Below are 26071 nucleotides of genomic sequence, written 5' to 3'. Positions count from 1 at the left end.
CCTTCCAGGCCGCTCCCCGCCCGGCCCGCTTGAGCCGCGCCGAGTCCACCGTCATCGCGAGGTACAGCACGGCCACTCCGGGGAGCAGCAGGGCCAGCGGCAGCGGCTGACGATAGTAGCGGGTCATCGGCAGATAGGTGACAGTCATGATCAACCAGGTGATCCCGCCGACGAGAGCCGTGGCGACGTCGCCGGTCACGATGCCTACGATGGTCGCGACCACCGGGATGACGAAGACCAGGCTCAGTCCCAACACGGTCCCGACCAACAGCGACGGGGAGTGCCGCAACTGCGCATAGGCGCTGCGGGACACCATCTTCCACAGATCCGCGAGCCGCGGATACGGGCGCTGGCTGTGGACCTGCTCTGCGAGTCCGAGCCACGTCCGCCCACCCGAGCGCTTGATGATCCGCGCGATCGCCACGTCGTCGATGACGGCGCCGCGCACCTCCGCCAGTCCACCGGCCGCCGCAAGGGCCTCCCGGCGGATCAGGGAACATCCGCCGGCCGCAGCGGCCACCCGCGAACCCGGCCGGTTCGACCACCGGAACGGGTACAGCATCGCGAAGAAGTGCACGAAGGCCGGGACGATCAGACGCTCCCAGCCGGTCTGCACCCGCAGCACGGCCATCTGCGACACCATGTCCAGCTTCTGGGAGGTCGCCGACGCGACGAGCGCAGTCAGCGATCCCGGGCGATGGGAGATGTCCGCGTCGGTGAGGAGCAGGAAGTCGACGTCGCCAGCGCACTCGATGCCCCGCCGCAGCGCCCACAGCTTCCCGGTCCAACCGGCGGGGGGTTCGGTGGATGTGGTCATGGCCGGCGTCACGTTGGTCTCGCCGCGCGCAGCGGCCTGTTCTGCCAGGTCCCGGGCAACCTCCGTGGTCCCGTCGGTGGAACCGTCGTCCACCAGGATCAGCCGGGCACGACCGGGGTAGTCCTGGGCAAGCAGCGTCGGAAACGTCACGGGAAGCACGTCGGCCTCGTCCCGAGCCGGCACGACGATCGCCACACTGGGCCAAGCGGCCGGCGCCTGCCGGGATGGCAGGCGCTGATCGGTCCGCCAGAAGAACCCATGGCCGACGGTCAGGTAGAGCCAAGCGAGCAGAGAGGCAACGGCGACCCACAGCAGCACTGTCACAGAAAGTGATACTGCCACGGGCCCCTCAAGGGCGTGCGGGCGCCCCGGGTAATGCGGGGTCACAAGGCTTCCGTCCCGGTCTGGCCGAGCCGGTACGGAGATCTCCCCCCCGAAACGCTCCTGCCGCCACCATGAAATCCCGGGCCTCCGGCCGGCGGTGGGGTAGCCGACATGAGCATCGACGATGGTGCCCACCACACCCCGCGGAAACGATGATCACCTCCCGTCACCTCACCATCGGCGGCGGTGATCGGAGATACCCGACGGCAACAAGTTGAAAACGAAAAGTGATCGGCGGTGCGCGACGAACGGCTGGCGAGGGCGCGACCAGAGGGCGAGACGACAGCCACGGATCGGTGTCCGTCGGCGGTTGCGGGTTCATCGGAGCAGGTTCGTCACGACCAGGCCCGCTCGTGCCGGGACGGTAGTGGGTACAACGGCCTCGGCTACACCATAATCAAGGGGTGACACGAAGCCGTCGTACCGCGCAGACGGCTGACACCCGTCAGGCCTTGATCTCCGCCGCCCGCCGTCGGTTCGCCGAACAGGGGTTCGCCTCCACCGGCACCGAGGAGATCGTCGCCGACGCGCAGGTCACCCGTGGCGCGCTCTACCACCACTTCCGCGACAAGGCCGCGCTGTTTCGCACCGTGATGGAACAGGTCGCGACGGAGGTGGCCGAACAGCTCGTCGCTGGTGAACTTGCCCGGGACGCGGAGCTTCCCAGCGACGCCTGGACGCAGCTCCGGTCCGGGTTCCAGTCCCTGCTCGACATCTCCACCGCGGACAGCGACTTCCAGCGCATCGTCCTCGTCGACGGTCCGGCCGTGCTGGGCAACGACGCCTGGGATGCGCTCGTCGAGAAGCACGGCTACCGGCTGCTCTCGGAGTGGCTGGAGCGCGCGATGGCCGAGGACCGCATCGACCCGCTGCCGGTGGTCCCGCTGACCAGGCTGGTCGCCGCCCTGCTGTCGGAGGCGAGCATCTACACCGCCGGCGCCGCGGACCCGGACACCGCCCGCCTCGAAGTCGGCACCGTGCTCGACCGGCTGCTGCGCGGACTCGGCCGCGGTGGCGATCTCGCCGAGCAGCCGCCGGTCAGTGCCGACGGCGGCGCCGGCTCCCGCGGGACTGCCGGCTAAAGCCGGCTGGCATCGTCGACGCCAGCGAAACCCTGCTCCCGCCGGCCCTGCTCCCGCCGGTGCGGGCCGGGGCGGCACAGACGGCGACCGCCCCGACCGGGTGACCCCGGTCGGGGCGGTGACTTGCCGTGCCGGACGACGTCATCTGACGGTGACGGTGGCGCCGTGAACCGGCTCAGACCACGATGGGCCAGCTCAGACGCTGCGAGCCGCCCGGATGGACTCCTTGAGGGAACCCATGGTGGCCAGCACCGCGGAGGTCTCATAGCCGCAGTGCGCCATGCAGTTCGCGCACCGCGGGTCCTTGCCACGACCGTAGGCGTCCCAGTCGGTGGTCTCGACGAGCTCCTTGTAGGACGAGACGTACCCGTCGCTCATCAGGTAGCAGGGCTTCTGCCAGCCGAAGAGCGAGTAGCTCGGGATGCCCCACGCGGTGCAGCTGAGCTCCCTCTTACCCTCCAGGAAGTCCAGGAAGACCGGCGAGTGGTTGAGCCGGAACTTCTTGCGCCGGCCGTCCGCGAAGACCTTCGAGAACATCTCGCGGGTCTCCTGGACCCCCAGGAAGTGCTCCTGGTCGGGCGCCTTCTCGTAGGCATAGCCGGGTGAGAGCTGGATCTGGTCGACCTTGAGGTCGTCGTTGAGGAACGTCAGGATGTCGATGACGTCCTGCGGGCTGTCGTTGTTGAAGAACGTCGAGTTGGACCCGACCCGGAAGCCCGCGGCCTTCGCCGCGTGGAAGGCGCGGACGCACTCGTCGAACGTGCCCTCCTTCTCCACCACCGCGTCGTGCCGCTCACGCAGACCGTCGATGTGCAGGACGAAGGTGAAGTACGGCGACGGGGTGAAGTTCTTGAGCTTCTTCTGGAGCAGCAGCCCGTTCGTGCAGAGGATCACGAACTTCTTGCGCTTGACCAGCTGGTTCACGATCTCGTGGATCTGCGGGTGCATCAGCGGCTCGCCGCCCGCGATCGCGACCACCGGAGCGCCGCATTCCTCCACCGCAGCCAAGGCGTCGTCGACGCTCATCCGCTGCTTGAGGACGGACGCCGGGTGCTGGATCTTGCCACATCCAGTGCAGGACAGGTTGCAGGCAAACAGCGGCTCCAGCTCCAGTACGAGCGGGAAGTGCTTGCGACGAAGCAGCTTCTGCTTCGCCAGGTAGGTCCCAATCCGGAGCTGGTACCGCCACTCGACCGCCACGGCTGGCCCCCTCTCGTTAGGTCACCAGTGGATGAGCGATGATCTCTGCATTGACCATACAGCGTGTACGTACAGACTGCATGTGGATCGTCCGATGAACTGCCCCACAAGGGTGTCCGTTAGCCGACCCCGCCGAGTTGCGGACACCGGGAAGACAAGGCCGGGACAGCACGGACACGAGTTCGGGACAGTCCATGGACGATGTCGGGCCGGGCCGCCGGTCAGGCCGCGGAATCAGGCCATGGGATCAGGCCGTCCCACCCATGATCAGACAGGTGCTGCTGGCGGTGGCCACGACCTTGCCCTGGTCATCCCGGACGTCCCCCTCGGCGAAAGCCACCCGCCGTCCCGGCCTGGTCACCCAGCCGTGCGCGGTAAGTCGGCTCGGCCGGCCGTCGACAACGCGCACCGGCCGCAGGTAATTAACCTTGATCTCGATGGAGGTATACGCCACCGCGGCCGCCAGCGTGGAGTGCACCGCGCAGGCGGTCGCGGTGTCCAGGATCGTGCAGACCAGGCCACCGTGGACGAGGCCGATCGGGTTGTAGGCCGACTCGTCCGGCAGACAGGTGAAGACAACGTCTCCCGGCGTGACCTCGATTGGCCGGAAGTCGAACAGACGGGAGATCGGGGGCGGCGGAATGCGCCCGTCACGCATCGCGGACAGGAACTCCAGCCCGCTCAGCGACGCCGCCGCCGCGGCGACAGGCAGCGGGTCGTGCCAGGTGATCGTCTTACTCCGCGGCTCGCCCCAGGCAGCCGGGTCGCGCGAGTGGTCTGAGGCGGATTCGGGTCGCGCGGATTCGGGCTCAGTCGTGGTCATGCCCGCAGCCTAGACCTGCTGCATTCAGGATACGTACCCAGTATCGGTAGGATGTACCGATGCAGGAATCGTCCGACGGCCCGCGGGCCTGTCCGATCGCGCGGACGCTGGAGGTCGTGGGTGAGCGCTGGTCCCTGCTGGTCATCCGGGAGATCACACTGGGGGTCCACCGCTTCGAGGGCATCCGGGCCGGCACCGGGGCGCCCCGAGCCGTACTGGCCGAGCGGCTGCGGGCGCTGGAGCGCGCGGGGGTGCTGGAGCGTCAGCCATACCAGGAGGCGGGCGCCCGGTCCCGGCACGAGTACCGGCTGACGTCCTCCGGCCGGGATCTGGCACCGGTCCTGCTGGCCCTGCGCCGGTGGGGCGAGCGGCACGCCGCGCCGGCCCGGCCGCCTGAGGCCGATCGCGGCGCCGCATCCCGCTGAACCCAACCCCACCGTGCCGCCCGGGCGACGCCACCGGCTTCGCCCTCCGGGCCGCGCCTCGGGACCGCCCGGGGGCCGGGCGCACTATGGCCCTGGAACGGGCGCCGGGGCCGGTTGGCGCAGTTCCTTGGGCAGGTGGAAGGCCAGCGTCTCGGTACCGACGGAACGCACCGAGACGTCCGTCGCACCGAGACCCGACAACGCGGTCAGGAGCTCGTCGACGAGGGACGGCGGTGCCGAGGCGCCGGCCGAGATGCCGATCGTGCCCACGCCGGCAAGCCAGGACAGATGCACGTCCCCGACGTCCCCGACCAGATGCGCCTCGACGCCATCGCGCCTGCTCACCTCGACGAGCCGCACGGAGTTCGCGCTGTTGGCCGAGCCAACGACGAGGACGAGCTGGGCCTCCTCGGCAACCTTGCGGACCGCGTTCTGCCGGTTCGAGGTCGCGTAGCAGATATCGGTGGAACCCGGCCCGACGATCGCCGGGAACCGCTCCGTCAACGCGTCAACGACCTCCGCGGCCTCGTCCAGGGCCAGCGTGGTCTGCATGAGGTATGTGACGCGCTCGGGATCGGGAACGTCGAGGGAGCCGACGTCGGCCGAGGACTCGACCAGCGTGATGCGGCCGGGCGCCTCGCCGAGGGTTCCGTCCACCTCCTCGTGGCCGGAATGGCCGATGAGCAGCACGGTGTCCCCGCGGGCGGTGAACCGGCGGGCCTCGGTGTGCACCTTCTCCACCAGCGGGCAGGTGGCGTCGATGACGGACAGGCCGCGCTCGCCCGCCTGGTCCCAGACGGCCGGAGCCACTCCGTGTGCGGAGAAGACGACCGTCGAGCCGCCGGGCACCTCGTCGAGCTCCTCGACGAAGATCGCTCCACGACTGGCCAGGTCGGCCACCACGTGGGCGTTATGCACGATCTGCTTACGGACGTAGACCGGCGCACCGTAGATCTCCAGGGCGCGCTCGACGACCTCGATCGCCCGCTCGACGCCGGCGCAGAACGCCCGCGGCTCGGCGAGCAGAACCTGGCGACGGCCGACCGCGGCGGCCCACGCCTCGATCGGGCGCCCGAGCGGACGCATCGTGCGCAGACCGCGGATTCCGCGGCGGGCCAAGTCGATGCGTCCCAGCGGCTGCGCCGCCGTGTCGACGATGACGCGGACGGCGGCGAACGGCACGTCGCCGACTCCCGCCACCAGCTCCGCGGACTCCATGTCGACGGCAAGAGCCCCGGTCGCGGCGAGTTCCGCGCGGGCCGTGCCGACGACGAGCCGCGGCACGGTGACGATCGGGCCGACGTGCACGGTGAGCCCGAGCCGGCGCAGGTCGCCGGCCAGCAGGGGCGCGGACGCGCAACGGCCGGCGACGGTGCCGTCGGCGTTGCGGATCTCGGTGGCCACGACGACGTCACCGGGCTCGATCCCGGCCGCCAGTCCCCCGGAGAGACCGACGAGGGCGACGGCGTCCGGGCCTGTATCGCGCACCAGCCGAGCGGCCTTGCGCGCCCGTTCCGGACCCATGCCGGTACGCACGATGACGGTGTCCGTGCTGAGGCCCGACCGACCGGCGGCCATTGCCTCCACCCGCAGGGCCGCCGCGACGACCAGCCGCGCCCGGCGGCGCACGGGGGTCGGCTCCTGCTCCTGCTCCGGCACTCGCCGCGCCTCGGCCGGCCGGTGGACCGACGCTGGGGGCGCGGCCGACGGCAGGGACGGCGACGACGGCTCCTGCGCCGGGATCTCGGTGGAGGCGGCCGGAACAGCCCTGATCCCGGCACCCGCGGCTGCCGCCGTGGCTGCCGCGGCGGCGGGCGCGTCGTCCCCGGCGGACGCGCCGTCCTCGACGTCCCCGCCGTCCTCGACGTCCCCGGCGTTCCCGTCGCCGCCGGCCGCGGATGCGAAGATGTTCATGGCGTGGCCACCCCGGTGAGGGTCACGTACCGACCGAGCGCGGTCAGCGGGAAGACCAGCCGGTACAGGTGGTAGTTGAGGTAGAAGTCACCGGGGAAACCGGTTCCGGTGAACTGGGGCTCGTCCCAGGTCCCGTCCGGCCGCTGGGTCTCGCACAGCCAGCGCACTCCCCGCTTGACGGCCTTGCTGTGCGGGTCGACGGCCAGCAGCGCGAGCAGCGCCCAGGCGGTCTGCGAGGCGGTGAGCTCACCCCGGCCGATCCAGGCCGGATCGTCGTAGGAACGCGGGTCCTCACCCCATCCGCCGTCGGGCGACTGGTGCTCCAGCAGCCAGCGCACCGCGGTTGTGATCGCCGGGTGGTCGGCGGGAACGCCAGCGGCGATCAGCGCCGGAACCACGGCGCCGGTGCCGTAGACGTGGTTGATCCCCCACCGGCCGAACCAGGAGCCGCCCGGTTCCTGGTTGTCCAGCAGCCACTGCACCGCCCGCTGGGTGATCGGGTGGTCGGAACGGCCGAGGTCGGCCAGCATCTCCACGATGTGGGCGGTGACGTCCGCCGACGGCGGGTCGACCACCTCGCCGAAGTCGCAGAACGGGATCTTCGCCGTCAGCGTCCGCACATTGTCGGCGTCGAAGGCGCCCCAGGCCCCGTCCGACGACCGCATGCCGACGCTCCAGTCGACCCCGCGGGCCGCGGCCGCGCGCATCGCCCCGGCCAACTGCGGGTCGACCGCCGCGAGGCCGCGGGAGGCACGGTCACGCGCGGCCGGCGGGAGCTCGGCGGTGCCGCCCGGAGTGGCGGTGCCGCCCGGGGCGACATGGCTGCCACCGAGCAGGCGACGCAGCGCCAATACGACCTCGGCAGTGTCGTCGGTGTCCGGGTAGAAGTCGTTGTCGAACTCGAACGCCCAGCCGCCGGGGGCGAGCGCCGGACGGCGGACCGCCCAGTCCCCGGCCACCCGGACCTCTTCGTCAACCAGCCAGCGGCCGGCCCGCACCATCGCGGGATGGTCGGCCGGGACGCCGGCGTCCGAGAGCGCGACCACCGCCAGCGCGGTGTCCCAGACCGGCGACTGGCATGCCTCGATCTGGGCGGTCGGCCCCTCCGGGGTCTCGCGCCGGATGATGTAGCGTTCCATTCCCCGGAACGCCGTGGCGATCACTGGGTGGTTGAGGGGGTATCCCATGAGATGCAGCGCCATGACGGAGTAGATCCACGGCGGCTGGATGCCCCCCCAGCACCCGTCGGCCTCCTGGCGGGCGACGACCCACTCGGTGGCCCGGCGCAGCGCCAGGGTGCGCAGCATCTTGATCGGCCGGCGCTCATAGCGGTGCAGGATCGCGTCCAACCGCTCGAAGGCGCCCTCCCAGCTGTACAGCGGGGCCGGCTTCGGCGGCGTCACGGGTGCCGCGACCTTGATCTCGTCGATGCTGAAGCCGAGGTCGCGCACAGGCCGGAGCGACCCGACGATCGTCAACGCGACGATCGTCTGGCGGGCCCAGCAGCCGAAGTCGTAGACATTCAGCGGGAACCAGGACGGCAGGAAGATCAGTTCCGGCGGCAGCACGGGCACGTCGTCCCAGGACCACTCGCCGAAGGTCGCCAACCAGATGCGGGTGAAGACCCGGGCGGCCGCCACCCCGCCCTGGGAGCGGATGAGCGCGGCCGCCGCCGCCATGTGCGGGGCGTCGGGCTCGTCACCGGCCAGGCGCAGGGCGATGTACGCCTCGACCGTGGTGGACAGCTCGGCCGGTCCGCCGTAGTACGTGGCCCAGCCGCCGTCCGCGAGTTGCTGGGACCGCACCCACCGGGCGATCGGCTCGGTCTCCTCCTCGGTGCGGATACCGAGGAACTGCTTCATGAACAGGTGTTCGGCGTCGATCGTGACGTTCGTCTCGAGGTCGCCCTTCCACCAGCCCTCCTCGGACTGCAGCCCGAGGAGGTGGTCCCGAGCCCGGTCGGCCGCGGTCATCGCCGCGGCCAGGTCCTGATCGACCGGGGTCTGCGTCGTGGGCGGGGTGCCGTCGGCGGTCGCCGCGCCACCGCCAGGCACGCCACCGCCGGACAGCGGTGGCGAGGACCGGGAGATCCCGTAGGCGTCGGGCGTGGCGGGCGCGGGAATGTTAACGCGCTTCGAGCTCTTCGCGGCCTTTGGAGCAGCCGGGGACGGGTCCGAGGTCAGGCTCATCGACGACTCCCCTCGTCGTACATGCGATGGTCATGAAGACGATCAACGTGCTGATCACCGGGCCGGGCGGGAACGGCGACTGCACTCACCTGTCGTCTCCTCAGCGGTCTCGTTCGGTCACGAAACGCGCGAGGGCCAGCAGTTCCGCCTCGATCTCGGCGGGCATCGACAGCGAGCGGAGCACGTTCTCGCAGGCCTTCAGCTGGCCGTCGGCCTCGGCGGTGGTCCAGTCCCGCCCGCCGGCCCGCTCGATCAGGTCCGCGATGTGCGTCAGCTCCGCCTCGGTGGACTCCCCGGTGCCGGTGAGGAACGCCCGCAGCTCGTCGGCCGCGGCTCCGCCGGCCTCCAGGGCCACCACGACCGGCACCGACTTCTTGCGGGACCGCAGGTCCGACAGCACCGGCTTGCCGGTCACCGAGGGATCACCCCAGATACCGAGCAGGTCGTCGATGAGCTGGAACGCGGTGCCGAGCCGGGATCCGTACTCGGCGAGGGCGTTGACCATGTCGTCATCGGCCCCGGCGAGCACGGCGCCGAGGGAGGCCGAGCAGGCCAGCAGCGCGCCGGTCTTGCCGTCCTCCATGTGCAGCGTCTCGGCGACGCTGACATCCGGCCGCTTCTCGAACATCAGGTCCTCGGCCTGGCCACGGACGAGGTCCTGGACGCCCGCGCCCAGGATCAGCGCCGCGCGACGGCCGGGCTCACCCTCGACCTCCAGCAGGACCTGGGTCGCCAGGCCGAGCAGCGCGTCCCCGGCGAGGATCGCGCCGTCGGCGCCAAAGATCGTCCAGGCCGTGGGCCGGTGGCGGCGCTCAGTGTCGCCGTCCATGAGATCGTCGTGCAGCAGCGAGAAGTCGTGCACCAGCTCGACGGCGACCGCTGCCGGCAGCCCGGTCTCCGCCGGGGCGCCGGCGGCCTGCGCCGACAACAGCGCCAGCGCCGGGCGTACCAGCTTGCCCCCGCCGCCGGACAGTGGCGCGCCCTCGGCGTCGACCCAGCCGCGATGGTAGGCGACGACGTGGCGAAGCCGTGGGTGGAGCCGATCCACCGTGGCGCGCAAGGCAGGCACGGTGAGGGTCCGCCCACGCTCGATCGCATCCGGAACCGTCATGGTCATACCGGGAATCCCCCTGTGGATGTGTGCCTTGGCTGGCCGGGCGGAAGCGGCCGGACGACCGCCGCCGATCCGGCGGGAACCGCGTTGTCCCCTCGTGGATCCTGTGGATCGCGCACCTGCGCGGCCGTGGCGCCGCCGTCCGGTGTGCTCACCGATTCAGTGCCTACCGGTACCGACTCACCCACCTGCTCGGGGAGCCGTCCGCCCGTCCTTCGGGCCTGCGGGCCCGGCCCGCGTGGCTCGTTGACGTCGACCCCCATACCGGCCAGGTTCTCACGGACAGCAGCGAGTCCGCTACGCACAGCCGACTCCATGGTTGCCGGCCATCCGGTGTCGGTCCAGGTCCCGGCCAGGGCGAAGCCGGGCAGGCCGGTCGATGCACCCGGACGCAACGCAAGCGAACCGGGCACCTGCCGGAAGGTCGCCGTACGTTCCCGGGTGACGAAGACCTCCAGCGGCCCGGCCGCCCGCGCGGCCGGGAACAGCCGGGCCATCTCCTCGACGAACAGGGTCCGCAGCTCGTTCGCCGGACGATCGACCCACGGCTCCGCCGCAGACTGCGACAGCGCCAGGTACTGGGCACCGGGCGGGCCGGCGGCGGCGAGCCCGGAGGAGACCGTGCGATCGAAGATCCATTGGATGGGCGAGTCGACCACGGCCAGGAACGGGCCGTCGATCACCGGTCGAGGATAGATCATGTGCACGTTGATGATCGGCGAGTCGCCGAGTTCACGCAGCCGGGCCGCTTCAGGTTCGGCGCCGGCCGGCAGGAGGGAAGCGGCGGCGGGCGGCGGCACCGCGAGCACGACCGCGTCCGCCCGCAGCACGCCGCGGTCGTCGGTGCCGGGCACCGCCGCGCCGCGACCGGTCCCGCCCGCGGTGACGGCCAGTTCCCATCCGCTGCCCGCGGCGGTGATGGACCGGGCCTTCACCCCGGTGCGCACGTCGGCGCCGGCCGCGGTGAGCGCCTCCATCGCCGCGTCGCCGTGCAGCCGGGACAGGGGGACCTCGGCCCAGCCGAGGTCACCGGCGGCGGCGCCCTCCAGCAGACCGGTCCGCACGACCTTGGCGGCGAGGCCGAGGGAGGCGTCGGCGGCGGGCACGTTCAGCGTCGCGACCGTCAGCAGTTCCCACAGCGCCTTCGTCGCCGCGGGGCCCTGGCCGTGGGTGGACAACCAGGTACCGAACGACTGCTCGTCCACCGCCGGGGAGCGCTGGTCGAGCCGCCCAAGCTGGAACGCCGCGAGCCCGGCCCGCAGCCGTTCGGCGACCGGCAGCGCCTGGTACCCCAGCAACGCCGGGGCCAGGTGCAGTGGCGCCGGCAGCGGGACCCTCGTCCGGCGCAGCCGGGTCCGGGTCAACGAGCCGCCGAGCAGCACCGGCACGTCCAGCCGAGGCTGCAAGGTGGTCAGGTGTTCGACGCCGAGTCGCTGCAGCAGCCCGCGGTAGGCCGTGCAGCATCGCATGAACACGTGCTGGCCGGTGTCGATCCACAGCTCCCCGCGCCGGAACGACGTCGTCGCCCCGCCGAGGCGGGGACGTGCCTCCAGCAGGGTCACGCGGGCCCCGCTGTCCACGGCCAGCAGCGCCGCGGCCATGCCCGCGAGCCCGCCGCCGACGACGGCGAGATGCGGACGTCCGTCCGCCCGCCCGGCGGGCCGCGGCCCCCGTGCCGGCGCGGCGTCCGCGCCGGCACCCGTGGTCATGCCGCCCTCATCTCGGGCCGCCCCGCGAGGCTGCGGGCGGCGACGACCGCCTTCTCCCAGCCGGGCAGCGCCAGCCGACGATCGAGCACCGCGGACGGATCGGTCTTGATCCGCCGGTTGAGCCGCAGGTAGATGCCGGCCATCGCCCCACAGCAGGCCGCGCTGCGCCGGTCGAGCAGGTCGAGCAGGACGAGCCCACGCCCATACCACTCCTCCGCTCGCTGCGCCGACGTCCGCAGGTACGCGGTGAGCGCGTCGGGGGGACCGCCAAGACGACCGGTCGCGTCCACCTCGAGTTCGACGCCGGCGGCCTTCAGCTCCTGGCGCGGCAAGTAGATCCGGCCGCCGAGCAGGTCCTCGCGCACGTCCCGGAGGATGTTCGTCTGCTGGAGTGCGACCCCGAGGGCGTCCGCGACCCCCGAGGCGTCGCGGTGGGAGGTGGCCCGCTCGCTACCGAAGATGCCGAGCGAGAGCCGCCCGATCGTCCCGGCAACCAGGCGGCAGTAGCCGACGAGATCGTCGAACGTGTCGTAGGTGGTGCCGCGCACGTCGCTCTCGACCCCGTCGGCGAGTTCGATGAACGCCTCCAGCGGGATCGGGAACCGGCGGGCGGCGTCGGCGAGGGCGACGAAGACCGGATCATCGGAGCTGTTCATCCCCAGCTCCTCGACCTCCGCGCGGACCTGCGCCAGCCCGGCGAACTTCGCCTCCTCGGGGAGATCACCATCGCCGATGTCGTCGAGGAGGCGGGCGAGCGCGTAGACGGCGCTCAGCGCCCCCCGCTTCTCGGCCGGCAGCAGGCGGATGCCGTAGGAGAAGTTGCGTGCCGCCTCCTTGGTCACAGCCTCGCAGGCGGCATACGCCTCCGCCACGGTCGGCCGGCCCGCGGGGAACTGCGCCGCGGTACTCATCGAACCTCACCCATCTCCGGAAGAACGGACTGTGCGGCGGGGACGCCGGCCTGGGTACTCGTCGCAGCGGTGCCGCCGTGGGCCGTGGAACCCGAACCGGAACCGGAACCCGAACCCGGCCAGGCCCCGGCCGCGCTGGTCGCGGTGGCGACGGCGGCCGCCGTGTGCGCCACCGCCGACGCTCCGGGAGCCAGCGACCGGGCCAGCGCCGCCAGCGCGAACTCGGCGACCCGTGGCTTCGTCGCCTTCGGCGGCCCACCGAGCACGTCGTAGTCGGCGCGCCGGATCGCGTCCAACGCCGCCCGGCCCCCGCCCACGAAACCGGCCAGGGCCAGCCGCAGCCGTCCGGGCACCATCGACACCAGGGGAGCGCCCTGGTCGATCACCGTACGGGCCCGAGCGACCTCGAAGGCCATCAGATGGCGCACGGCCGGACTCGCGACGGAGGCCCGCAGATCGGCCTCGGTCACCCCGAAGGTGTCCAGATCCTCCAGCGGCAGGTAGATCCGGCCGGCGGCGAGGTCCTCGGCCACGTCCTGCCAGTGCTCGGCGAGCTGCAAGGCGGTGCACACCCGGTCCGACAGCACGACCCGGTCGGGGGTCGCCAGCCCGAAGACGCCCAGCACCATCCGCCCGATCGGGTCGGCCGAGAGCGTGCAGTAGCGGACCAGGTCGTCGAAGGTCTCGTAACGGGTGACCCGCTGGTCCTGCCGGTTGGCCTCGACGAGGCGCTGGAACGGTTCGGCGGGCAGGTCGCAGTCCCGCACGGTCCGCGCGAGCAGACGCAGGACCGGCAGCTCCGGCTGCCCGCCTGTCCAGATCACCTCGAGGTCCGCCGACAACCGGTCGAGCAGGGCGAGCCGGTCGCCGACCGCCTCGTCGCCGAGGTTGTCGACGAGCCGGCTGAAGGCGTACAACGCGTTGAAGTGGGAACGAACCGCCGCGGGCAGAACGAACGGCGAGACCGGGAAGTTCTCCGCCGGGGCGGCGCGCAGCAGCTGCTCGGCGGGAGTTGCCAGGCCCGTCGCGGCCGGCTGGGCAGGCGTGCGTGATGGGCTGGTTCGGGCGTCGATGGCTGTCATACGCCTCTCCTTCGATGGCGGTCTGCACTACGGACGCGGTCGGGCCGGATCCCGCATCCCCGGGGGCCACGACCGGCGCGGACGTATCCGGAGAGCCGGGTTCGGAAGGCTCTTCGGAAGGCTCCGCGGTGGGGGTGGCTGCCTGGGTTTCGCCAAGGCGATCAGGATGCGGATCGCACCGGGTGGTCATGGGCACGATCAGCGCGGGCCGGTACGGGAGATGGGCCGGCCCTGGGCCGGTATCGGGATGAGCTCCGCCTGGCCGGCCCCCTTCGGTTGGTCCTCACAGGTCCGTGGGCGGGATGATGCTCCGGCGGCACCACCCGGGCGGCCTGCGGCCTGCGGCCGGCCGCCGCCCGTCGGCACTCTCATCGTCGGTGTCGCTCACCCCCAGGGCCGGCCGGCAAGCCGGAAGCGGCCGGGTAGACCACGCCGCGGATCATCCGAAGACACCCGCCAGCCTGCGGTACACCGACGGGATCGCACCGTGGACCCGCACCGCGCCGAGTAACCAGCGTGGCACCCAGACCTCGGCGTCGCCGCGTCCGGTAGCCGTCAGCATGCGCTGCGCGACAAGCCCGGCCGGTATAGGCCGGGGCCAGCGACGGACGTAGGGCGCGCCACGGCGGTGGAAAAATGGTGTGTCGACGACGCCGGGTAGACACAGGGTCACCGTCACACCGCGACCGGCGACCTCGGACCGCAACGCGTCGGCGAAACCGAGCAGAGCGGCCTTGGTTGCGGAATAGGCGACCTCACCGCGCACGCCCAGCGCGCCGGCGATGCTGCCCACCAGCAGGATGCGCCCCTGGCCGCGGTCGAGCATGGCCGGCAACATGGCCCGGACCAGCATCATCGGCGACAGCACGTTGACCGTGACCAGCTCCGCGATCGCGGCCGGGGACATCACCTCGAACGGGCCCGCCGCCCCGAGGCCGGCCGAGCACACCAGCAGGTCGACCTCGCCGAGAAGCTCGGTCGCCCGGGAGGAGACCATCAGTTCCGAGCCGGGACTCGACAGGTCGACCGCAATCCGGTGCCCCTCGGTCGCCGCGGCCACCTCGTCGAGCGCGGCCCCGTTGCGACCGACCAGCAGCGACCGGCATCGGTCCGCGGCCAGCAGCAGCGCAGCCTCCCGGCCGATACCGCTGGATGCTCCCGTGATGACGGCGGTCCGGGGCGGCCAGGTCGAGACGCCCGAGCCGGCCCGCATGACCAGCCCAGGAAGAGATGTAGACACTCCGTTACCGAAAGTGGGACGAGACCGGGTACTCACGACACACCGCTTCCGGTCATTCCCCTCACGCCGTTCTCCCCCGCGGGCACTGGTTGCACGTCACCTACAACTTTCCCTACTCGTCGCCCCGCGTTGCGAGGTGGTCCGACCGAAGGTGATTCGGTGTGGTCCGCTGGCACGAACTCGCCGGCCGGATCGTTGCGTCGGCCACCCTGGCGGGCGGCACCGATCCGAACAGCCACTGCTCATCTCATCAACGCCGGGCTCCGGATCCGCGGTGCGTTGGTAACTCCGCGCCACCGGGCTCACGACTGCCACCATTCCACCGTCCCGTCGCCGGATCGTCCATGGTCAGATGGGCGACATCGGACAGCGAGGGCCGAGCGCGACTCTGGACTCCCTATCACACTCCCCCATCCCGACCGCCCGGCGTCGCCCTATATGACAGCGGTCCGATCGATTCGGAATCTGCTCTCGGAGACCTTCTTCCGGGGACTTCGAACTGGCTCCACATCGACGACTGGGTATTGCGGACTATTTACAACCGCATTGCCTCCGGAGGAAGGACGCGGCGACGACACCTTGCCGACTCGAGGCCGGTACGCGACATCAGGGTCATGGTCGGCCGGCTCCGACGCCAACACCCTCCCGCCAGTCCGATCCGGTCACCACAAGATCACCGGCCGTGGCGGAGGCAAAGCCGCCAAGACCTACCCCCGGCGGCAGATGTGTCGACCCGTCCGCGGCGTGCGCCGGACAGGCGGAAGGCTCATCATCCAAACACTGATCCATCCTCCACACGCGACCACCCTACCGCCCCAGACAAACAAGAGCGAAAGCGGCATTTGCCACGACCAAATAGACAGACCACCATCTACGAACGTCTGAAGAGTGAGATGAGGCACATGAACCGCGAAGGTGGGTGGATACGAAGGGGTGATGCGCCGGATCGCTCACGATCCGGCGCATACAGTCGTCAGTGGAGCCGGACGGAGGCCAGGTCCGGCGCGGGAGGCCGGACGGAGGCCAGGTCCGGCGCGGGAGGCGGGTGAGACGCCGCGGCCTCCCGGCACGCGGGACGTTCCCCGTGCGCCGGGCAAGATGTCGCGACCGGACCCGCGTCGGCGACCGGGGCATCCTGTGACCCGGTCAGGTCGGCACCGGAGGGAGACCTGTCACTTTCATGCCCCTCATCACCCACCGCGCCGCAGCCGCCGGAGCCAGCGGCGGAGGCCGCGCCAGAGTCAGCGGCGGAGACGGAGACGGAGACGGAGACGGCGGGATCGTCACCGAGAGCGGCGAGGGCGGCGGCCACAATCTCCCCCTGCTCCGCGGCGGAGACCAGGGGGGTGAATGTCCTCGGTACCTGCGAGACGAGGACCCGGAGGCGCTCGGAGCAGATGACCGCTTCGCCCGTGCCGCCGCGCTCCTCGTCGGCGCTGGTGGACTGCCGGGCGGCGGCCTGGGCACGTTCGATCGCCATCCCGATGATCCCCCCCCGCAGGGACCCGACCGCGCAGTACGCGCGCAGCAACCCGAGATGGGTGGGAGCCGGCCCCGCGAGCCCGTGCACGAGGGCCTGCTGCAGCGACAGGATGTCGCTCTTGCCGATCTTGCGGTGGATCACCGAGGGGTCGTCGGCGAAGACGAGCAGCACGCCACCGGGGCCCGCCAGTGCCTCGACGAATCGCTCGATGATGACCCGGGGGGACGGCGGCGGGGACTGCCGAACGAGATCGACGAGTCGACCCAGCTCGGACACGAAGGGCTCCAGCAGGGCGTCGAGGATCGTCTCCTTCGACGGAAAGTGGTAGTAGAGCGCTGCCTTCGTCACTCCCAGGCGCTCGGAGATGTCCCGCACCGAGGTGCCGGCATACCCCTGTTCGCTGAAGAGGCTCATGGCGGCGGCAAGGATCCGCGATCTGGTATCGCCCCGTGGATCGGGCGATGCCGGCTCGGGCGATGCCGGCTCGGTCATGGCGGCCCTGCACCCCCCGATCGAGTCCGCGACGGATGTTACTCTCAACTCTACCTACTGAACGACCGGTAAGTTTCTCAGCAGCAAATCGTCAGCACGACGTCGCAGGTAGCGACACCACCGATCACCAACGCCCGAGGGGAAACCGTGGCCTCGCTCGCCCGCTGGTGCTTCCGGCACCGTCGGCTCGTCCTGTTCCTGTGGATCGTCGCGCTGCTCGGGCTCGGCGGCATCAGCCAGGTGGCCGGAAGTAGTTACAAGGACGCCTTCTCCCTGCCCGGCACCGATTCGCAGAAGGCCATCGACCTCCTGCAACGCGACTTCCCGGCGGCGTCGGGAGACAGCGCCACCATCGTGCTGCACAGTGACAAAGCTCGCATCACCGATCGGGCCATCTCCGATCCGGCCAGCGAGATGCTCGGCAGGATCGCCAAGATCCCGCACGTCACCGAGGTCACGAGCCCTTACGGCCCGCGGGGCGCCGCCCAGATCAGCAAAGACGGGCACACGGCCTTCGCGACCGTCAACTTCGACCTGCAGGGCATCGAGCTGCCCAAGGAGAACATCGAGCAGCTGGTCGACACCGCTCGAAGCTACGGCAGGGACGACCTGCAGGTGGAGGCGACCGGTCAGGTCGTCGCGGTCATCGAGCAGCAGGAGCAGAGCTACAGCGAGCTGATCGGCATCATCGCCGCGGCGATCATCCTCTTCGTCGCCTTCGGCTCGTTGCTGGCCGTCACCCTGCCCCTGATCACCGCCATCATGGCCCTCGGGGTCGGCAGCATCCTGATCACCCTGCTCTCCCACGTCCTCACGATCGCCGAGTTCAGCCCGGTCCTCGCGACCCTGATCGGACTGGGCGTCGGCATCGACTACGCCCTGTTCATCGTCAACCGGCACCGCATCGGCCTACGCGCCGGCAAGAGCCCGGAGGAGGCCACGGTCACCGCGGTCAACACCTCCGGGCGCGCCGTGCTCTTCGCCGGCATGACCGTCTGCATCGCGCTGCTCGGCATGTTCACGCTCGGTGTGAGCTTCCTCTACGGCGTGGCGATCTCGGCGGCGGTGGCCGTGGCGATGACGATGACCGCGGCAGTCACCCTGCTGCCGGCCCTGCTCGGCTTCTACGGCATGAAGGTGCTCAACCGGCGCGACCGGCGCAGGCTGGCCGAGGAGGGCCCGGTGCACGAAAGCACCTCGGGCTTCTGGTGGCACTGGGCGAAGCGGCTGGAGGGACGGCCCCAGCTGTTCGCGGTGGTCAGCGCGGTGGTCATCGCCGTCATCGCGATCCCGTTCTTCTCGCTGCGGCTCGGCTCGTCCGACCTCGGCAACGGCGACCCCTCCAAGACCACCAAGCGCGGCTACGACCTGCTGGCCGAGGGCTTCGGACCGGGGTTCAACGGCCCGTTCAGCATCGTCGCCGAGATCCATTCGCCGCGGGACACGGCAAGCCTCGACGCCGTGGTGGCAGCGGCTCGCGCGACACCGGGCGTCGCCTCCGTCTCGGCTCCGCGGCCGAGCCCCAACGGGCAGGCGGCGATCGCCACCCTGTACCCGACGACGAGCCCGCAGGCCGAGGCGACCTCGAAGCTGCTCAACCAGCTGCGCGACCACGTGATCCCGCAGGCGAACCAGGCCGGCACCGGCATCTACGTCGGCGGCATCACAGCCATCTTCGAGGACTTCTCCAGCACGCTGTCGGGCAAACTGCCGCTGTTCATCGGGATCGTGGTTCTCCTCGCCTTCCTGCTGCTGGTGGCGGTGTTCCGCAGCCTGCTGGTCCCGTTGACCGCCTCGCTGATGAACCTGCTCGCGGTCGGGGCGGCCTTCGGCGTGGTCGTCGCGGTGTTCCAGTGGGGCTGGGGCGCGTCACTGTTCAGCATCAGCGGCGGCCCGGTCGAGGCGTTCATCCCGGTGATCCTCTTCGCGATCCTGTTCGGCCTGTCCATGGACTACGAGGTGTTCCTGGTCAGCCGGATGCACGAGGAGTGGACCGCGCGCCGGGACAACCGGATCGCCGTCTCGCTCGGCCAGGCCGAGACCGGCCGGGTCATCTCCGCGGCCGGCGCGATTATGATCCTGGTCTTCGCCTCGTTCATCCTCGGCGACGAACGGGTGATCAAGCTGATGGGCCTCGGGCTCTCGACGGCGATCCTCATCGACGCCTTCATCATCCGGACCGTGCTGGTGCCATCGCTGATGCACATCTTCGGCACGGCGAACTGGTGGGTGCCAGCCTGGCTCGACCGGGTCCTGCCGCGGATCTCCGTCGAGTCCGCCGAGGATCTGGAGGAGATCCGGCACACCCCGCTGCCCGAGGACGCCGTCGCGGGCCGTCCCGCGGCCGGGGTGCCGGCCCGCCCGCTTCCCGGGCAGGCGGCCCGCGAGGAGCGGAGCTCACGCACCGGCGAACCCATGCGCTGATCTTCACGGGGCCGCCCGAACAGTGACAGCCCGCGGGGCGCCCGCCTGGCCGGCCGGGATCGGCCAAGACGGTGAGCCGGCCGAGGACACGTTCGTCGCCGAACGGATCCGGAGCAGGCCGTGATGCGCCACCGTCACGGCACCGACAAGATCGTCAAGGTCATAGCGAGTGATCAGAGGCCAGCCCGACCCGGAGGATGTTGACCACCGCGTTCACGTCCGCGTGCGCGGTAGGCCCGCACGCCACGCAGGCGAACGCGGCCTGGGTTCCGCGGTTGTCGGTGTGGCAGTGCCCGCAGACCACACAGGTGCGGGAGGCGTCCGCGAGGTCCAGCCGCGCGTCGCGGCATCCGTCATGGTCGGAACAGTAACCGATGTATCTCGAACACGCCGCGGACGGCACCGGAAATAAACAAGTAAGAAACAGGAAATAATCCAACAATAAGCAAAGGTGGAATCGCGGGCCTTAACACGAAACCGCACTCGGCGGAGCGTCCTTCGGATCGGGGACTTCACCGGCAGTGACCTGGCCACGCGTATCCCCGACTTCGACGGCCTTCTGCGCCGGAGAGCACAGTTCGTCACGGCATCGTGAGTGCCGTCGAACGGGTGGCAGAGACCGAGGGAGTGGCGGGGATCAAGCGGGTGGCGGAGGTCGCGCCCATCGACATCGAAGGAACCACGAGCGCGACCGCGGCGGTACTGGGCACGTTGTTCCCCTATGCCCGGGCCCGGTTGGGGTCGTGGGTGCGCGACCGTCACGCCGAGCCGGCGGTGCGCCGGATCCTCGCCGAGACGCCGACGGTCATGCCTCCATCGCCTCGTTCGCCGAGCTGGACATCATCACCGCGCCACGTGCGGATGGCCCCGCGAGCGCCTGAGCCGCGCCCGCGCCCCGAGCATCCGGCCCACCGAGCGACGCGACGCTCACCGGACCACCGACGGGCTCGGGAATCTGATTACCGAACTCCAGGTATCCGCCGCGCTGCGGCGCCCCCCGCAGGGCCGCGGCGGCACGGACCCGTCGCGCGTGCGGGGGCGGCAGCAACCCGCCCACCTCGTCCACAGGGACGAACGCGCAGTTGATGATCTCGTCCATGTCCAGCCGGATGCGCTCCCGCCATGAGGCGGGCAGCGCACCGCCGTCGAAGACGAAGGCCAGCATCTCGCTGTCGAGCCATCCGTCGTTAAGACAGGGCGCCCAGTCGATCGCGAGCAGACCACCGATCGGTGGGGCGATACCGAGCTCCTCGGCGACCTCCCGTACACACGCCGAGTAGGGCGATTCCCCCGGTTCGACAAAGCCTCCCGGAATGTCCCAGCCTGGCTTGTACGACGGTTCAACGAGCAGTATGCGGTCTTCTTCATCGAAGAACAGGACACCCGCCGCAGCGTAGGGTCGCGCCATCGGAGGTCGGTTCAAGCTCGCCTCAGTGCCATGGTCAGGACGCTGCCGTGGGGTGGCCGGCGGCTTCGAGGACATCACCGACCGCAGCATCAGGCCGTCACCGGGCACGCCGGCCGGGTCCGGCAGAGCCCGGTCGACTAGGGAAAAGTCAAGATCCTTCTTCATATTATCACACACTTCACATAGTACTGACGAACGGAATTGATGTTCCTGCCGCCGACTGGTGGGCGACGCGGTGGGCCACTAACGATAGGCGACCACGAAGGGGCGCGACCCGCCAGCGTTTCGCGGAACTAAGGCAAAAAATAATGAAGACGAACCGGTGAGGAGAGCGGGTGCGGTTACCTCGCCGATCCGTATCCGCAACGCGGACCGGACAGCGATACGACAGAAAGAATTGTGTCGATAGCTGTCGGTGACGGAGGTGACCGGTCAACGCGGAACGGACCGGGAGAACGGGCCGAGGTGAGCGGGCTCGCCGGGGGCGGTGGCCCCACCATGGACCACGCACCACAGGTCATGCACCACAGGTCATGCACCACAACATCACAGGTCGAGCCCGATGTCGTCCCGGTGCGGTCCTGGGCTCAGCTCGAGGCTGTCCGGCCAGGATACGCTGAACGAGTACATCCGGCACAACGGAAGCGCGATCTTCGCGATCCCGCCAGGCTTCCGGGCCGGCACGAAGGACTACTGGGGCAGCGGCCTGTTCACCTGATCGATGCCGCTCGATACTTATCGACACTGAATTGATACCGACTGATACTGATTGATGCCCTAGATGATCAAAATGGACACAACGAGCGCTGTCGAGGGCTGCTTCTCCTGCGTCGGCAACGCATCATTGGACGGGCTGCCGCCCCGGGAGCGCATCCTGGTCGATCCCTGCTGGCGGGTCGCGCACGCGATCAGGACCGCCCTGCCGGGTTGGCTGGTTGTCGTCGCCCGGCGTCACGTCACCACGATGGCCGAGCTCACCGCGGCGGAGGCCGCCGCATGGGTCTCCCCCACGGTGATGGACGACCTCGCGGCAAGACTGACCGCCTCCCTCGCGGCCGCCTCGGAGTGACGGACGGCGCACCGCAGCTCATCGAGAGCTGAGGGCTGCATCTGGACGCCCGTCGGCGGGTATCCGTTCCTCCGAAAGGAGACCGCTTCCCCCGACGGGGGATTCCCGGTCGACCGCAGGAGGTGGATGAGGTGGATCAGGTGACGCCAACCCCGAACAACCTGAAGATCGTCGTGGTGGGAGCCACGGGGAATGTCGGCACGAGCGTGCTGGCGGCCCTCGGCCGGTCGGCCGAGGTCGGCTCCCTGGTCGGGGTGTCCCGCCGCAACCCGACATGGACGGCGCCGAAGACCCAGTGGGCACAGGCCGATGTCGTCACGGATGACCTCGCCCCGCTGTTCCAGGGCGCCGACGTCGTGATCCACCTGGCCTGGTTGTTCCAGCCCACCCACAACCCCTTGACCACATGGCGGACCAATGTCCTGGGATCCATCCGCGTGTTCGAGGCCGTAGCCCGAGCCGGCGTGCCCGCGCTGGTGCATGCCTCATCGGTCGGCGCCTACTCGCCCGCCGCCCGGGAAGGCGCCGTCGACGAAGGATGGCCGACCCACGGCTGGCCCGAGGCCGCCTACACCCGGGAGAAGGCGTATCTGGAGCGGGTCCTCGACACCTTCGAACGTGACCATCCGGGCATCCGGGTGGTGCGGCTGCGGCCCGGGTTCATCTTCAAGCGGGAGGCGGCCAGCCAACAACGGCGCCTGCTCGCTGGGCCGTTGCTGCCCGGCCGGGTGGTACGGCCGGCAGCGGCGCCCACGCACCCGGCGACGGTGCCCGTGCTGCCAGATCTGCCGGGGCTGCGCTTCCAGGTGGTGCACTCCTCCGACGTCGCGGACGCCTACCGGTTGGCGGCCCTGACCGGGGCCCGCGGCGCCTTCAACATCGCGGCCGACCCGGTGGTCGACGTACCCCTGCTCGCCGACATCCTCAATGCGAGGATCATCCGGATGCCGGCCGGCCTGGCCCGGGGCGCTCTGGCTACCGCCTGGCACCTGCATCTGGTGCCCGCCTCCCCGCAGCTCTTCGACGCCGTCCTACATCTACCGATCATGGACACTACCCGGGCCCGGGCAGAGCTCGGCTGGTCGCCCCGCCACGACGCCCGCGCCGCGATCGGCAGCTTCCTCACCGGCCTGCGCGAGGGCGCGGGCCTGCCCACACCCCCGCTCATGCCAAGCACCGCGCGGGGCCGGTGGGAGGAGGTCCGCACCGGCATGGGGCAGCGGGCCTGACGCGGGCGCTACCCCTGCTCGCGGGCGGCGAGAATCGCCGCCAGGGCGGCGGTGAGGTGGGTCTCGGCGGTGGCCTTGTCGAGGCCGAGACCGTGGAGCACGCCGGTGCCGTCCTCGAGTTCCAGCAGGGCGAGCAGGATGTGCTCGGTCCCGACGTGGTTGTGCCCCAGCCGCAGGGCCTCCCGGAACGTCAGCTCCAGCGCCTTCTTCGCCTTGGTGTCGAACGGGACGAGGTTCGGCACCTGCTCGGCCGGCGGCGGCAGCGCCGCGGTGGCGGCTACCCGGACGGCTTCCAGTGACACACCCTGCGCAACGATCGCCTGGGCAGCCAGCGCGTCCGGCTCGATCAGCAGCCCGAGTACCAGATGCTCGGGCCCGATCTCGGCGTTGTTCGCTGCTCGGGCCTCGTTCTGCGCCGCCATCACGACGTTTCTGGCCCGCTCGGTGTACCGGCTGAATCCCTGACCGGGATCGAGGGCCGATGGTTCGCCGGGGGTCTTCGGCACGAAACGCTTCTGTGCCGCCTGCTTACTGACACCCATGCTCCTGCCGATGTCCGTCCAGGAAGCGCCGGAGCGACGGGCCTGGTCGACGAAATGGCCGATCAGATGGTCGGCCACGTCCCCGAGATGATCGGCGGCGAGGACCGCGCTGGAGAGCTGTTCGAGGGCGTCGGTGTGCACCTTCTTGATCGCTTCGATCAGGTCGTCGAGGCGCACCGGAGAGGTCATGCGAACGGGTTCGATCATTCGTCAACCCTAGGTTGACGAATGACTTTCGTCAACCTAAGGTTGACGGTAAAGATCATTCGAGATGATCGACGACGAAACCGCCCGGGGTGGCGAGGCCGGCGTCGAAGGCGGCGACGATCGCGCCGGCCCGGTCCCGCACCTCCAACTTGAGGAAGATGCTGCCCACATGCGCCTTCACGGTGCGCTCGCTGACCCGCAGCGCCAGCGCGATCTCCCGGTTGGTGGCGCCACGGGCCATCGCCCGCAGCACCTGGCGCTCGCGGTCGGACAGCCGCTCCATCCGGCGGCGCAACGACGGGTCAGCGGTGGGTGCGGCACGTAGCGCGCCGAGCAGCCGCTCGCTGGCCGACGGGTCGATCCACGAGCCGCCCGCGGCGACCAGTCGGATCGCCCGGACAATGTCATCCGCGGGCCGGTCCTTCAGGATGAATCCGGCCGCACCGGCGGCCATGACCCCCCAGAGCGCGTCGTCGTCGCTGAAGGTGGTGAGCACGAGGACGGGCGGATGCGGGCCGAGCCTGGCAAGCGCGCGCATCGCGTCGACGCCATCCATCCGGGTCATCCGGATGTCGAGGAGAACGACATCCGGGCGCAGCGACCGCACGGCGGCCACCACCTCGTCGCCATCCGACCGTTCCCCGACGATCTCGATCGCGGCCACCCCACCCGGCCCGTCGCCGTTCTCCGCACCGAGCACGAGCGCCAGTCCCGCCCTGATCAACTCCTGGTCGTCGACGAGCAGAACCCGGATCGGCGGCAGCGGGCCCGGGAGTTCAGCCATCCCGTACCGCCGGCCGCCTGGGTGCCGGGTACGGCGGCTCCGGCCGCAAGGACTCCGGCCACGGGGGCTCTGGCCACGGGGGCTCTGGCCACGGGGGCTCTGGCACGGCGCCTCCCACCGGGATGCCGGCGGCCACCACCCAGGCGCCGTCCCGAGGGCCCGCGCCGAAGGTCCCACCGAGCGCGTGGATCCGTTCGGCGATCCCGGTCAGGCCCATCCCCCGGCCCCCTGGACGGGCATCCGCACGGGCGTCGGCGCGAGATTCGGACGAACCCTCCAGCGTGCCACCTAGGCCACCCGAAGCACCCGTGCCACCCGAGACACCCGAGACACCCGAGACGCCCGATGCGCCTGATGCGCCTGATGCGCCTGATGCGCCCAGATGACGCTGCCGCACCCCACCCGCCGGAAGATCGTTTCGGACGGTCACCTCGACAACGCGCGGACCGATGTCGAGCCGCACCCACGTCGGCGCGGCGTCGGCATGGTGTAGCACGTTCGCGAGCGCCTCCCGCACCGTCCGGAACAGCACCGAGCCTGCCGCCTGGTCGAGCGTCCCGACGTCGCCCTCCACCTCGAGCCGCACGGGAAGGCCGCTGCGTCGGTAACCCGCCACGAGATCTCCGATGTCCTGCGCCGCCGGCAGCGGTCCGGGCCCGGGCCCGGACCGCATCGGCCCCGCGTCCTCCCGCAGCAGCCCGACGACCCGCCGGATCCCCGCGAGGCTCTCCCGGCTGACCTCCTCCGCTCGGGCCAGGGCCTCGTCGGCGAGGGCCGGCGCGCGCCGCATCGTCCGGCGCGCGCCGGTGATGTTCAGCAGCGCCACCGCCAGCGAGTGCGCCACCAGGTCGTGGACGTCCTGCGCGATCCGCCGCCGCTCGTCCGCCGCCGCAGCAGCAACCAGCCTGCTCTGCGCCTCGGTCAACTCCTCGGCCAGCTCCCGGGTCCGCCGCAGGATGAAACCGGTGCCCGTGCCGTACAGCAGGGCCGCGACCCAGACCAGGAATCCGTCTGTGAAGTGGTCGCCCTCGGCGTCTGGACTCCCCATCCAACACTGCGCCACCGCCATGCCGACGCCCACGGCGAACACCACGGCGTTGAGCGGCACCGACGCGGACCGTAACGCGACCCAGGTCGCCGTGGTGACGGCGAGCAGCAGCACCATCTTCGGCGCGTGGGCGGCCTCCAGCAGGCCGATCAGCGTCAGATTCCAGCCGACGCCGAGCAGGGTCGGCACCCGGGCAGTCGTGATCTCCACCGCGGCGGGGACAAGCACGAGAGCCACCAGTGCGAGCCGCACCGGATCGGCACCCACCATGATCATCATGAGCGTCGCGGCGACGGCGGTCATGGCGTGGACGACCACATCCGCCGATCGGGCCATCCGGGCCGCGGGGGCCCCACCGCTGCCGGACGGGCGCGAGGGCGGTGCCGGTGTTCCCGTCGGCGATGTTGGCGGCGCGGGTGACGGCGGCGCGGGTGACGGCGCCCTCCGGGCTCGCGGTGGGAACCGACGCGGGACACCTCCGAGTGCAGCAGGCCA

Annotated in this window: 22 protein-coding genes; 6 read left to right on the top strand and 16 right to left on the bottom strand. The window is 70.7% G+C overall.

The window, feature by feature from the left end; genetic code table 11:
- On the bottom strand, positions 1-1141 hold a 1141-nt coding region (locus AC08OP_RS03385), incomplete at its 3' end, for a glycosyltransferase (protein WP_476612852.1).
- Between the two features lie 464 nt (positions 1142-1605).
- On the opposite strand from AC08OP_RS03385, the gene AC08OP_RS03380 reads away from it, so the two are divergent.
- Positions 1606-2283, top strand: coding sequence for a TetR/AcrR family transcriptional regulator (locus tag AC08OP_RS03380; protein ID WP_476594224.1), 678 nt, complete (start codon positions 1606-1608; stop codon positions 2281-2283).
- A gap of 195 nt (positions 2284-2478) precedes the next feature.
- Here AC08OP_RS03380 and hpnH read toward each other — a convergent pair whose 3' ends face one another.
- Together hpnH and AC08OP_RS03370 are read right to left on the bottom strand one after the other, a co-directional pair.
- Entirely contained in the window at positions 2479-3483 is a 1005-nt protein-coding gene (hpnH, locus tag AC08OP_RS03375; RefSeq protein WP_011435280.1) for an adenosyl-hopene transferase HpnH, read from the bottom strand.
- Positions 3484-3730: 247 nt separating this feature from the next.
- A complete protein-coding gene (locus tag AC08OP_RS03370; RefSeq protein WP_476612851.1) occupies positions 3731-4306 on the bottom strand; it encodes a PaaI family thioesterase in 576 nt (191 codons plus the stop codon).
- A 59-nt stretch (positions 4307-4365) separates the two neighbouring features.
- On the opposite strand from AC08OP_RS03370, the gene AC08OP_RS03365 reads away from it, so the two are divergent.
- Complete coding sequence (locus AC08OP_RS03365) at positions 4366-4731, top strand: winged helix-turn-helix transcriptional regulator (protein WP_462187390.1); 366 nt, start codon at positions 4366-4368, stop codon at positions 4729-4731.
- A gap of 84 nt (positions 4732-4815) precedes the next feature.
- Here AC08OP_RS03365 and ispH read toward each other — a convergent pair whose 3' ends face one another.
- From ispH to AC08OP_RS03325, 8 genes are all read right to left on the bottom strand, one after another.
- Entirely contained in the window at positions 4816-6645 is a 1830-nt protein-coding gene (ispH, locus tag AC08OP_RS03360; protein WP_476612850.1) for a 4-hydroxy-3-methylbut-2-enyl diphosphate reductase, read from the bottom strand.
- Positions 6642-8834 (bottom strand): terpene cyclase/mutase family protein, encoded by a 2193-nt coding sequence (locus AC08OP_RS03355; RefSeq protein ID WP_476612849.1) that lies wholly within the window; start codon positions 8832-8834, stop codon positions 6642-6644. Before AC08OP_RS03355 ends, ispH begins: the two co-directional genes overlap by 4 nt.
- 100 nt (positions 8835-8934) lie before the next feature.
- Positions 8935-9951 carry a polyprenyl synthetase family protein gene (locus AC08OP_RS03350; protein ID WP_476612848.1) on the bottom strand — a complete coding sequence of 339 codons (1017 nt, stop codon included), beginning with the start codon at positions 9949-9951 and terminating at the stop codon, positions 8935-8937.
- Positions 9948-11657 (bottom strand): hydroxysqualene dehydroxylase HpnE, encoded by a 1710-nt coding sequence (gene hpnE, locus AC08OP_RS03345; protein WP_476612847.1) that lies wholly within the window; start codon positions 11655-11657, stop codon positions 9948-9950. Before hpnE ends, AC08OP_RS03350 begins: the two co-directional genes overlap by 4 nt.
- Positions 11654-12568 carry a presqualene diphosphate synthase HpnD gene (hpnD, locus tag AC08OP_RS03340; protein ID WP_476612846.1) on the bottom strand — a complete coding sequence of 305 codons (915 nt, stop codon included), beginning with the start codon at positions 12566-12568 and terminating at the stop codon, positions 11654-11656. Before hpnD ends, hpnE begins: the two co-directional genes overlap by 4 nt.
- A complete protein-coding gene (hpnC, locus tag AC08OP_RS03335) occupies positions 12565-13650 on the bottom strand; it encodes a squalene synthase HpnC (RefSeq protein ID WP_476612845.1) in 1086 nt (361 codons plus the stop codon). Before hpnC ends, hpnD begins: the two co-directional genes overlap by 4 nt.
- A gap of 439 nt (positions 13651-14089) precedes the next feature.
- Positions 14090-14926 carry an SDR family NAD(P)-dependent oxidoreductase gene (locus tag AC08OP_RS03330; protein ID WP_476612844.1) on the bottom strand — a complete coding sequence of 279 codons (837 nt, stop codon included), beginning with the start codon at positions 14924-14926 and terminating at the stop codon, positions 14090-14092.
- A gap of 937 nt (positions 14927-15863) precedes the next feature.
- A complete protein-coding gene (locus AC08OP_RS03325; RefSeq protein ID WP_476612843.1) occupies positions 15864-16865 on the bottom strand; it encodes a TetR/AcrR family transcriptional regulator in 1002 nt (333 codons plus the stop codon).
- Between the two features lie 147 nt (positions 16866-17012).
- Between AC08OP_RS03325 and AC08OP_RS03320 the strand changes: the two genes are divergently transcribed.
- Positions 17013-19289 carry an MMPL family transporter gene (locus AC08OP_RS03320; RefSeq protein ID WP_476612842.1) on the top strand — a complete coding sequence of 759 codons (2277 nt, stop codon included), beginning with the start codon at positions 17013-17015 and terminating at the stop codon, positions 19287-19289.
- Between the two features lie 160 nt (positions 19290-19449).
- On the opposite strand, the gene AC08OP_RS03315 is transcribed toward AC08OP_RS03320, so the two are convergent.
- Entirely contained in the window at positions 19450-19692 is a 243-nt protein-coding gene (locus AC08OP_RS03315; protein ID WP_476612841.1) for a zinc ribbon domain-containing protein, read from the bottom strand.
- A gap of 402 nt (positions 19693-20094) precedes the next feature.
- Positions 20095-20697 (bottom strand): NUDIX domain-containing protein, encoded by a 603-nt coding sequence (locus AC08OP_RS03310; protein ID WP_476612840.1) that lies wholly within the window; start codon positions 20695-20697, stop codon positions 20095-20097.
- A gap of 562 nt (positions 20698-21259) precedes the next feature.
- Here AC08OP_RS03310 and AC08OP_RS03305 point away from each other — a divergent pair.
- The 3 genes from AC08OP_RS03305 to AC08OP_RS03295 all read left to right on the top strand — a co-directional run bounded on the left by AC08OP_RS03305 (position 21260) and on the right by AC08OP_RS03295 (position 22995).
- Positions 21260-21415 (top strand): hypothetical protein, encoded by a 156-nt coding sequence (locus AC08OP_RS03305; RefSeq protein ID WP_476612839.1) that lies wholly within the window; start codon positions 21260-21262, stop codon positions 21413-21415.
- A gap of 72 nt (positions 21416-21487) precedes the next feature.
- Entirely contained in the window at positions 21488-21766 is a 279-nt protein-coding gene (locus AC08OP_RS03300) for a hypothetical protein (RefSeq protein ID WP_476612838.1), read from the top strand.
- A 140-nt stretch (positions 21767-21906) separates the two neighbouring features.
- Positions 21907-22995 carry an NAD-dependent epimerase/dehydratase family protein gene (locus AC08OP_RS03295; RefSeq protein WP_476612837.1) on the top strand — a complete coding sequence of 363 codons (1089 nt, stop codon included), beginning with the start codon at positions 21907-21909 and terminating at the stop codon, positions 22993-22995.
- Between the two features lie 8 nt (positions 22996-23003).
- Here AC08OP_RS03295 and AC08OP_RS03290 read toward each other — a convergent pair whose 3' ends face one another.
- From AC08OP_RS03290 to AC08OP_RS03280, 3 genes are all read right to left on the bottom strand, one after another.
- Entirely contained in the window at positions 23004-23726 is a 723-nt protein-coding gene (locus tag AC08OP_RS03290; RefSeq protein WP_476612836.1) for a Clp protease N-terminal domain-containing protein, read from the bottom strand.
- Positions 23727-23799: 73 nt separating this feature from the next.
- Complete coding sequence (locus AC08OP_RS03285; RefSeq protein WP_462188868.1) at positions 23800-24528, bottom strand: response regulator transcription factor; 729 nt, start codon at positions 24526-24528, stop codon at positions 23800-23802.
- Entirely contained in the window at positions 24521-25879 is a 1359-nt protein-coding gene (locus AC08OP_RS03280) for a sensor histidine kinase (protein ID WP_476612835.1), read from the bottom strand. The genes AC08OP_RS03285 and AC08OP_RS03280 overlap by 8 nt, the downstream gene beginning before the upstream one ends.
- Between the last annotated feature and the right edge of the window lie 192 nt (positions 25880-26071).

This window comes from Frankia sp. CeRuru1, from assembly GCF_977966315.1.
Note: the sequence above shows the minus strand (reverse complement) of the source record. Positions and strands in the feature narration are given on the sequence as shown.

Excerpts from the sequence above, each read along its gene's own strand:
- AC08OP_RS03305 (WP_476612839.1), top strand. The coding sequence starts at position 21,260 with ATGTCGTCCCGGTGCGGTCCTGGGCTCAGCTCGAGGCTGTCCGGCCAG.
- AC08OP_RS03300 (WP_476612838.1), top strand. The coding sequence starts at position 21,488 with ATGGACACAACGAGCGCTGTCGAGGGCTGCTTCTCCTGCGTCGGCAAC.
- AC08OP_RS03350 (WP_476612848.1), bottom strand. The coding sequence starts at position 9,951 with ATGACCATGACGGTTCCGGATGCGATCGAGCGTGGGCGGACCCTCACC.
- hpnC (WP_476612845.1), bottom strand. The coding sequence starts at position 13,650 with ATGACAGCCATCGACGCCCGAACCAGCCCATCACGCACGCCTGCCCAG.
- AC08OP_RS03365 (WP_462187390.1), top strand. The coding sequence starts at position 4,366 with ATGCAGGAATCGTCCGACGGCCCGCGGGCCTGTCCGATCGCGCGGACG.
- hpnE (WP_476612847.1), bottom strand. The coding sequence starts at position 11,657 with ATGACCACGGGTGCCGGCGCGGACGCCGCGCCGGCACGGGGGCCGCGG.
- AC08OP_RS03355 (WP_476612849.1), bottom strand. The coding sequence starts at position 8,834 with ATGAGCCTGACCTCGGACCCGTCCCCGGCTGCTCCAAAGGCCGCGAAG.
- AC08OP_RS03370 (WP_476612851.1), bottom strand. The coding sequence starts at position 4,306 with ATGACCACGACTGAGCCCGAATCCGCGCGACCCGAATCCGCCTCAGAC.
- AC08OP_RS03325 (WP_476612843.1), bottom strand. The coding sequence starts at position 16,865 with ATGACCGAGCCGGCATCGCCCGAGCCGGCATCGCCCGATCCACGGGGC.
- AC08OP_RS03310 (WP_476612840.1), bottom strand. The coding sequence starts at position 20,697 with ATGGCGCGACCCTACGCTGCGGCGGGTGTCCTGTTCTTCGATGAAGAA.
- hpnD (WP_476612846.1), bottom strand. The coding sequence starts at position 12,568 with ATGAGTACCGCGGCGCAGTTCCCCGCGGGCCGGCCGACCGTGGCGGAG.
- AC08OP_RS03290 (WP_476612836.1), bottom strand. The coding sequence starts at position 23,726 with ATGACCTCTCCGGTGCGCCTCGACGACCTGATCGAAGCGATCAAGAAG.
- AC08OP_RS03285 (WP_462188868.1), bottom strand. The coding sequence starts at position 24,528 with ATGGCTGAACTCCCGGGCCCGCTGCCGCCGATCCGGGTTCTGCTCGTC.
- ispH (WP_476612850.1), bottom strand. The coding sequence starts at position 6,645 with ATGAACATCTTCGCATCCGCGGCCGGCGGCGACGGGAACGCCGGGGAC.
- AC08OP_RS03280 (WP_476612835.1), bottom strand. The coding sequence starts at position 25,879 with ATGACCGCCGTCGCCGCGACGCTCATGATGATCATGGTGGGTGCCGAT.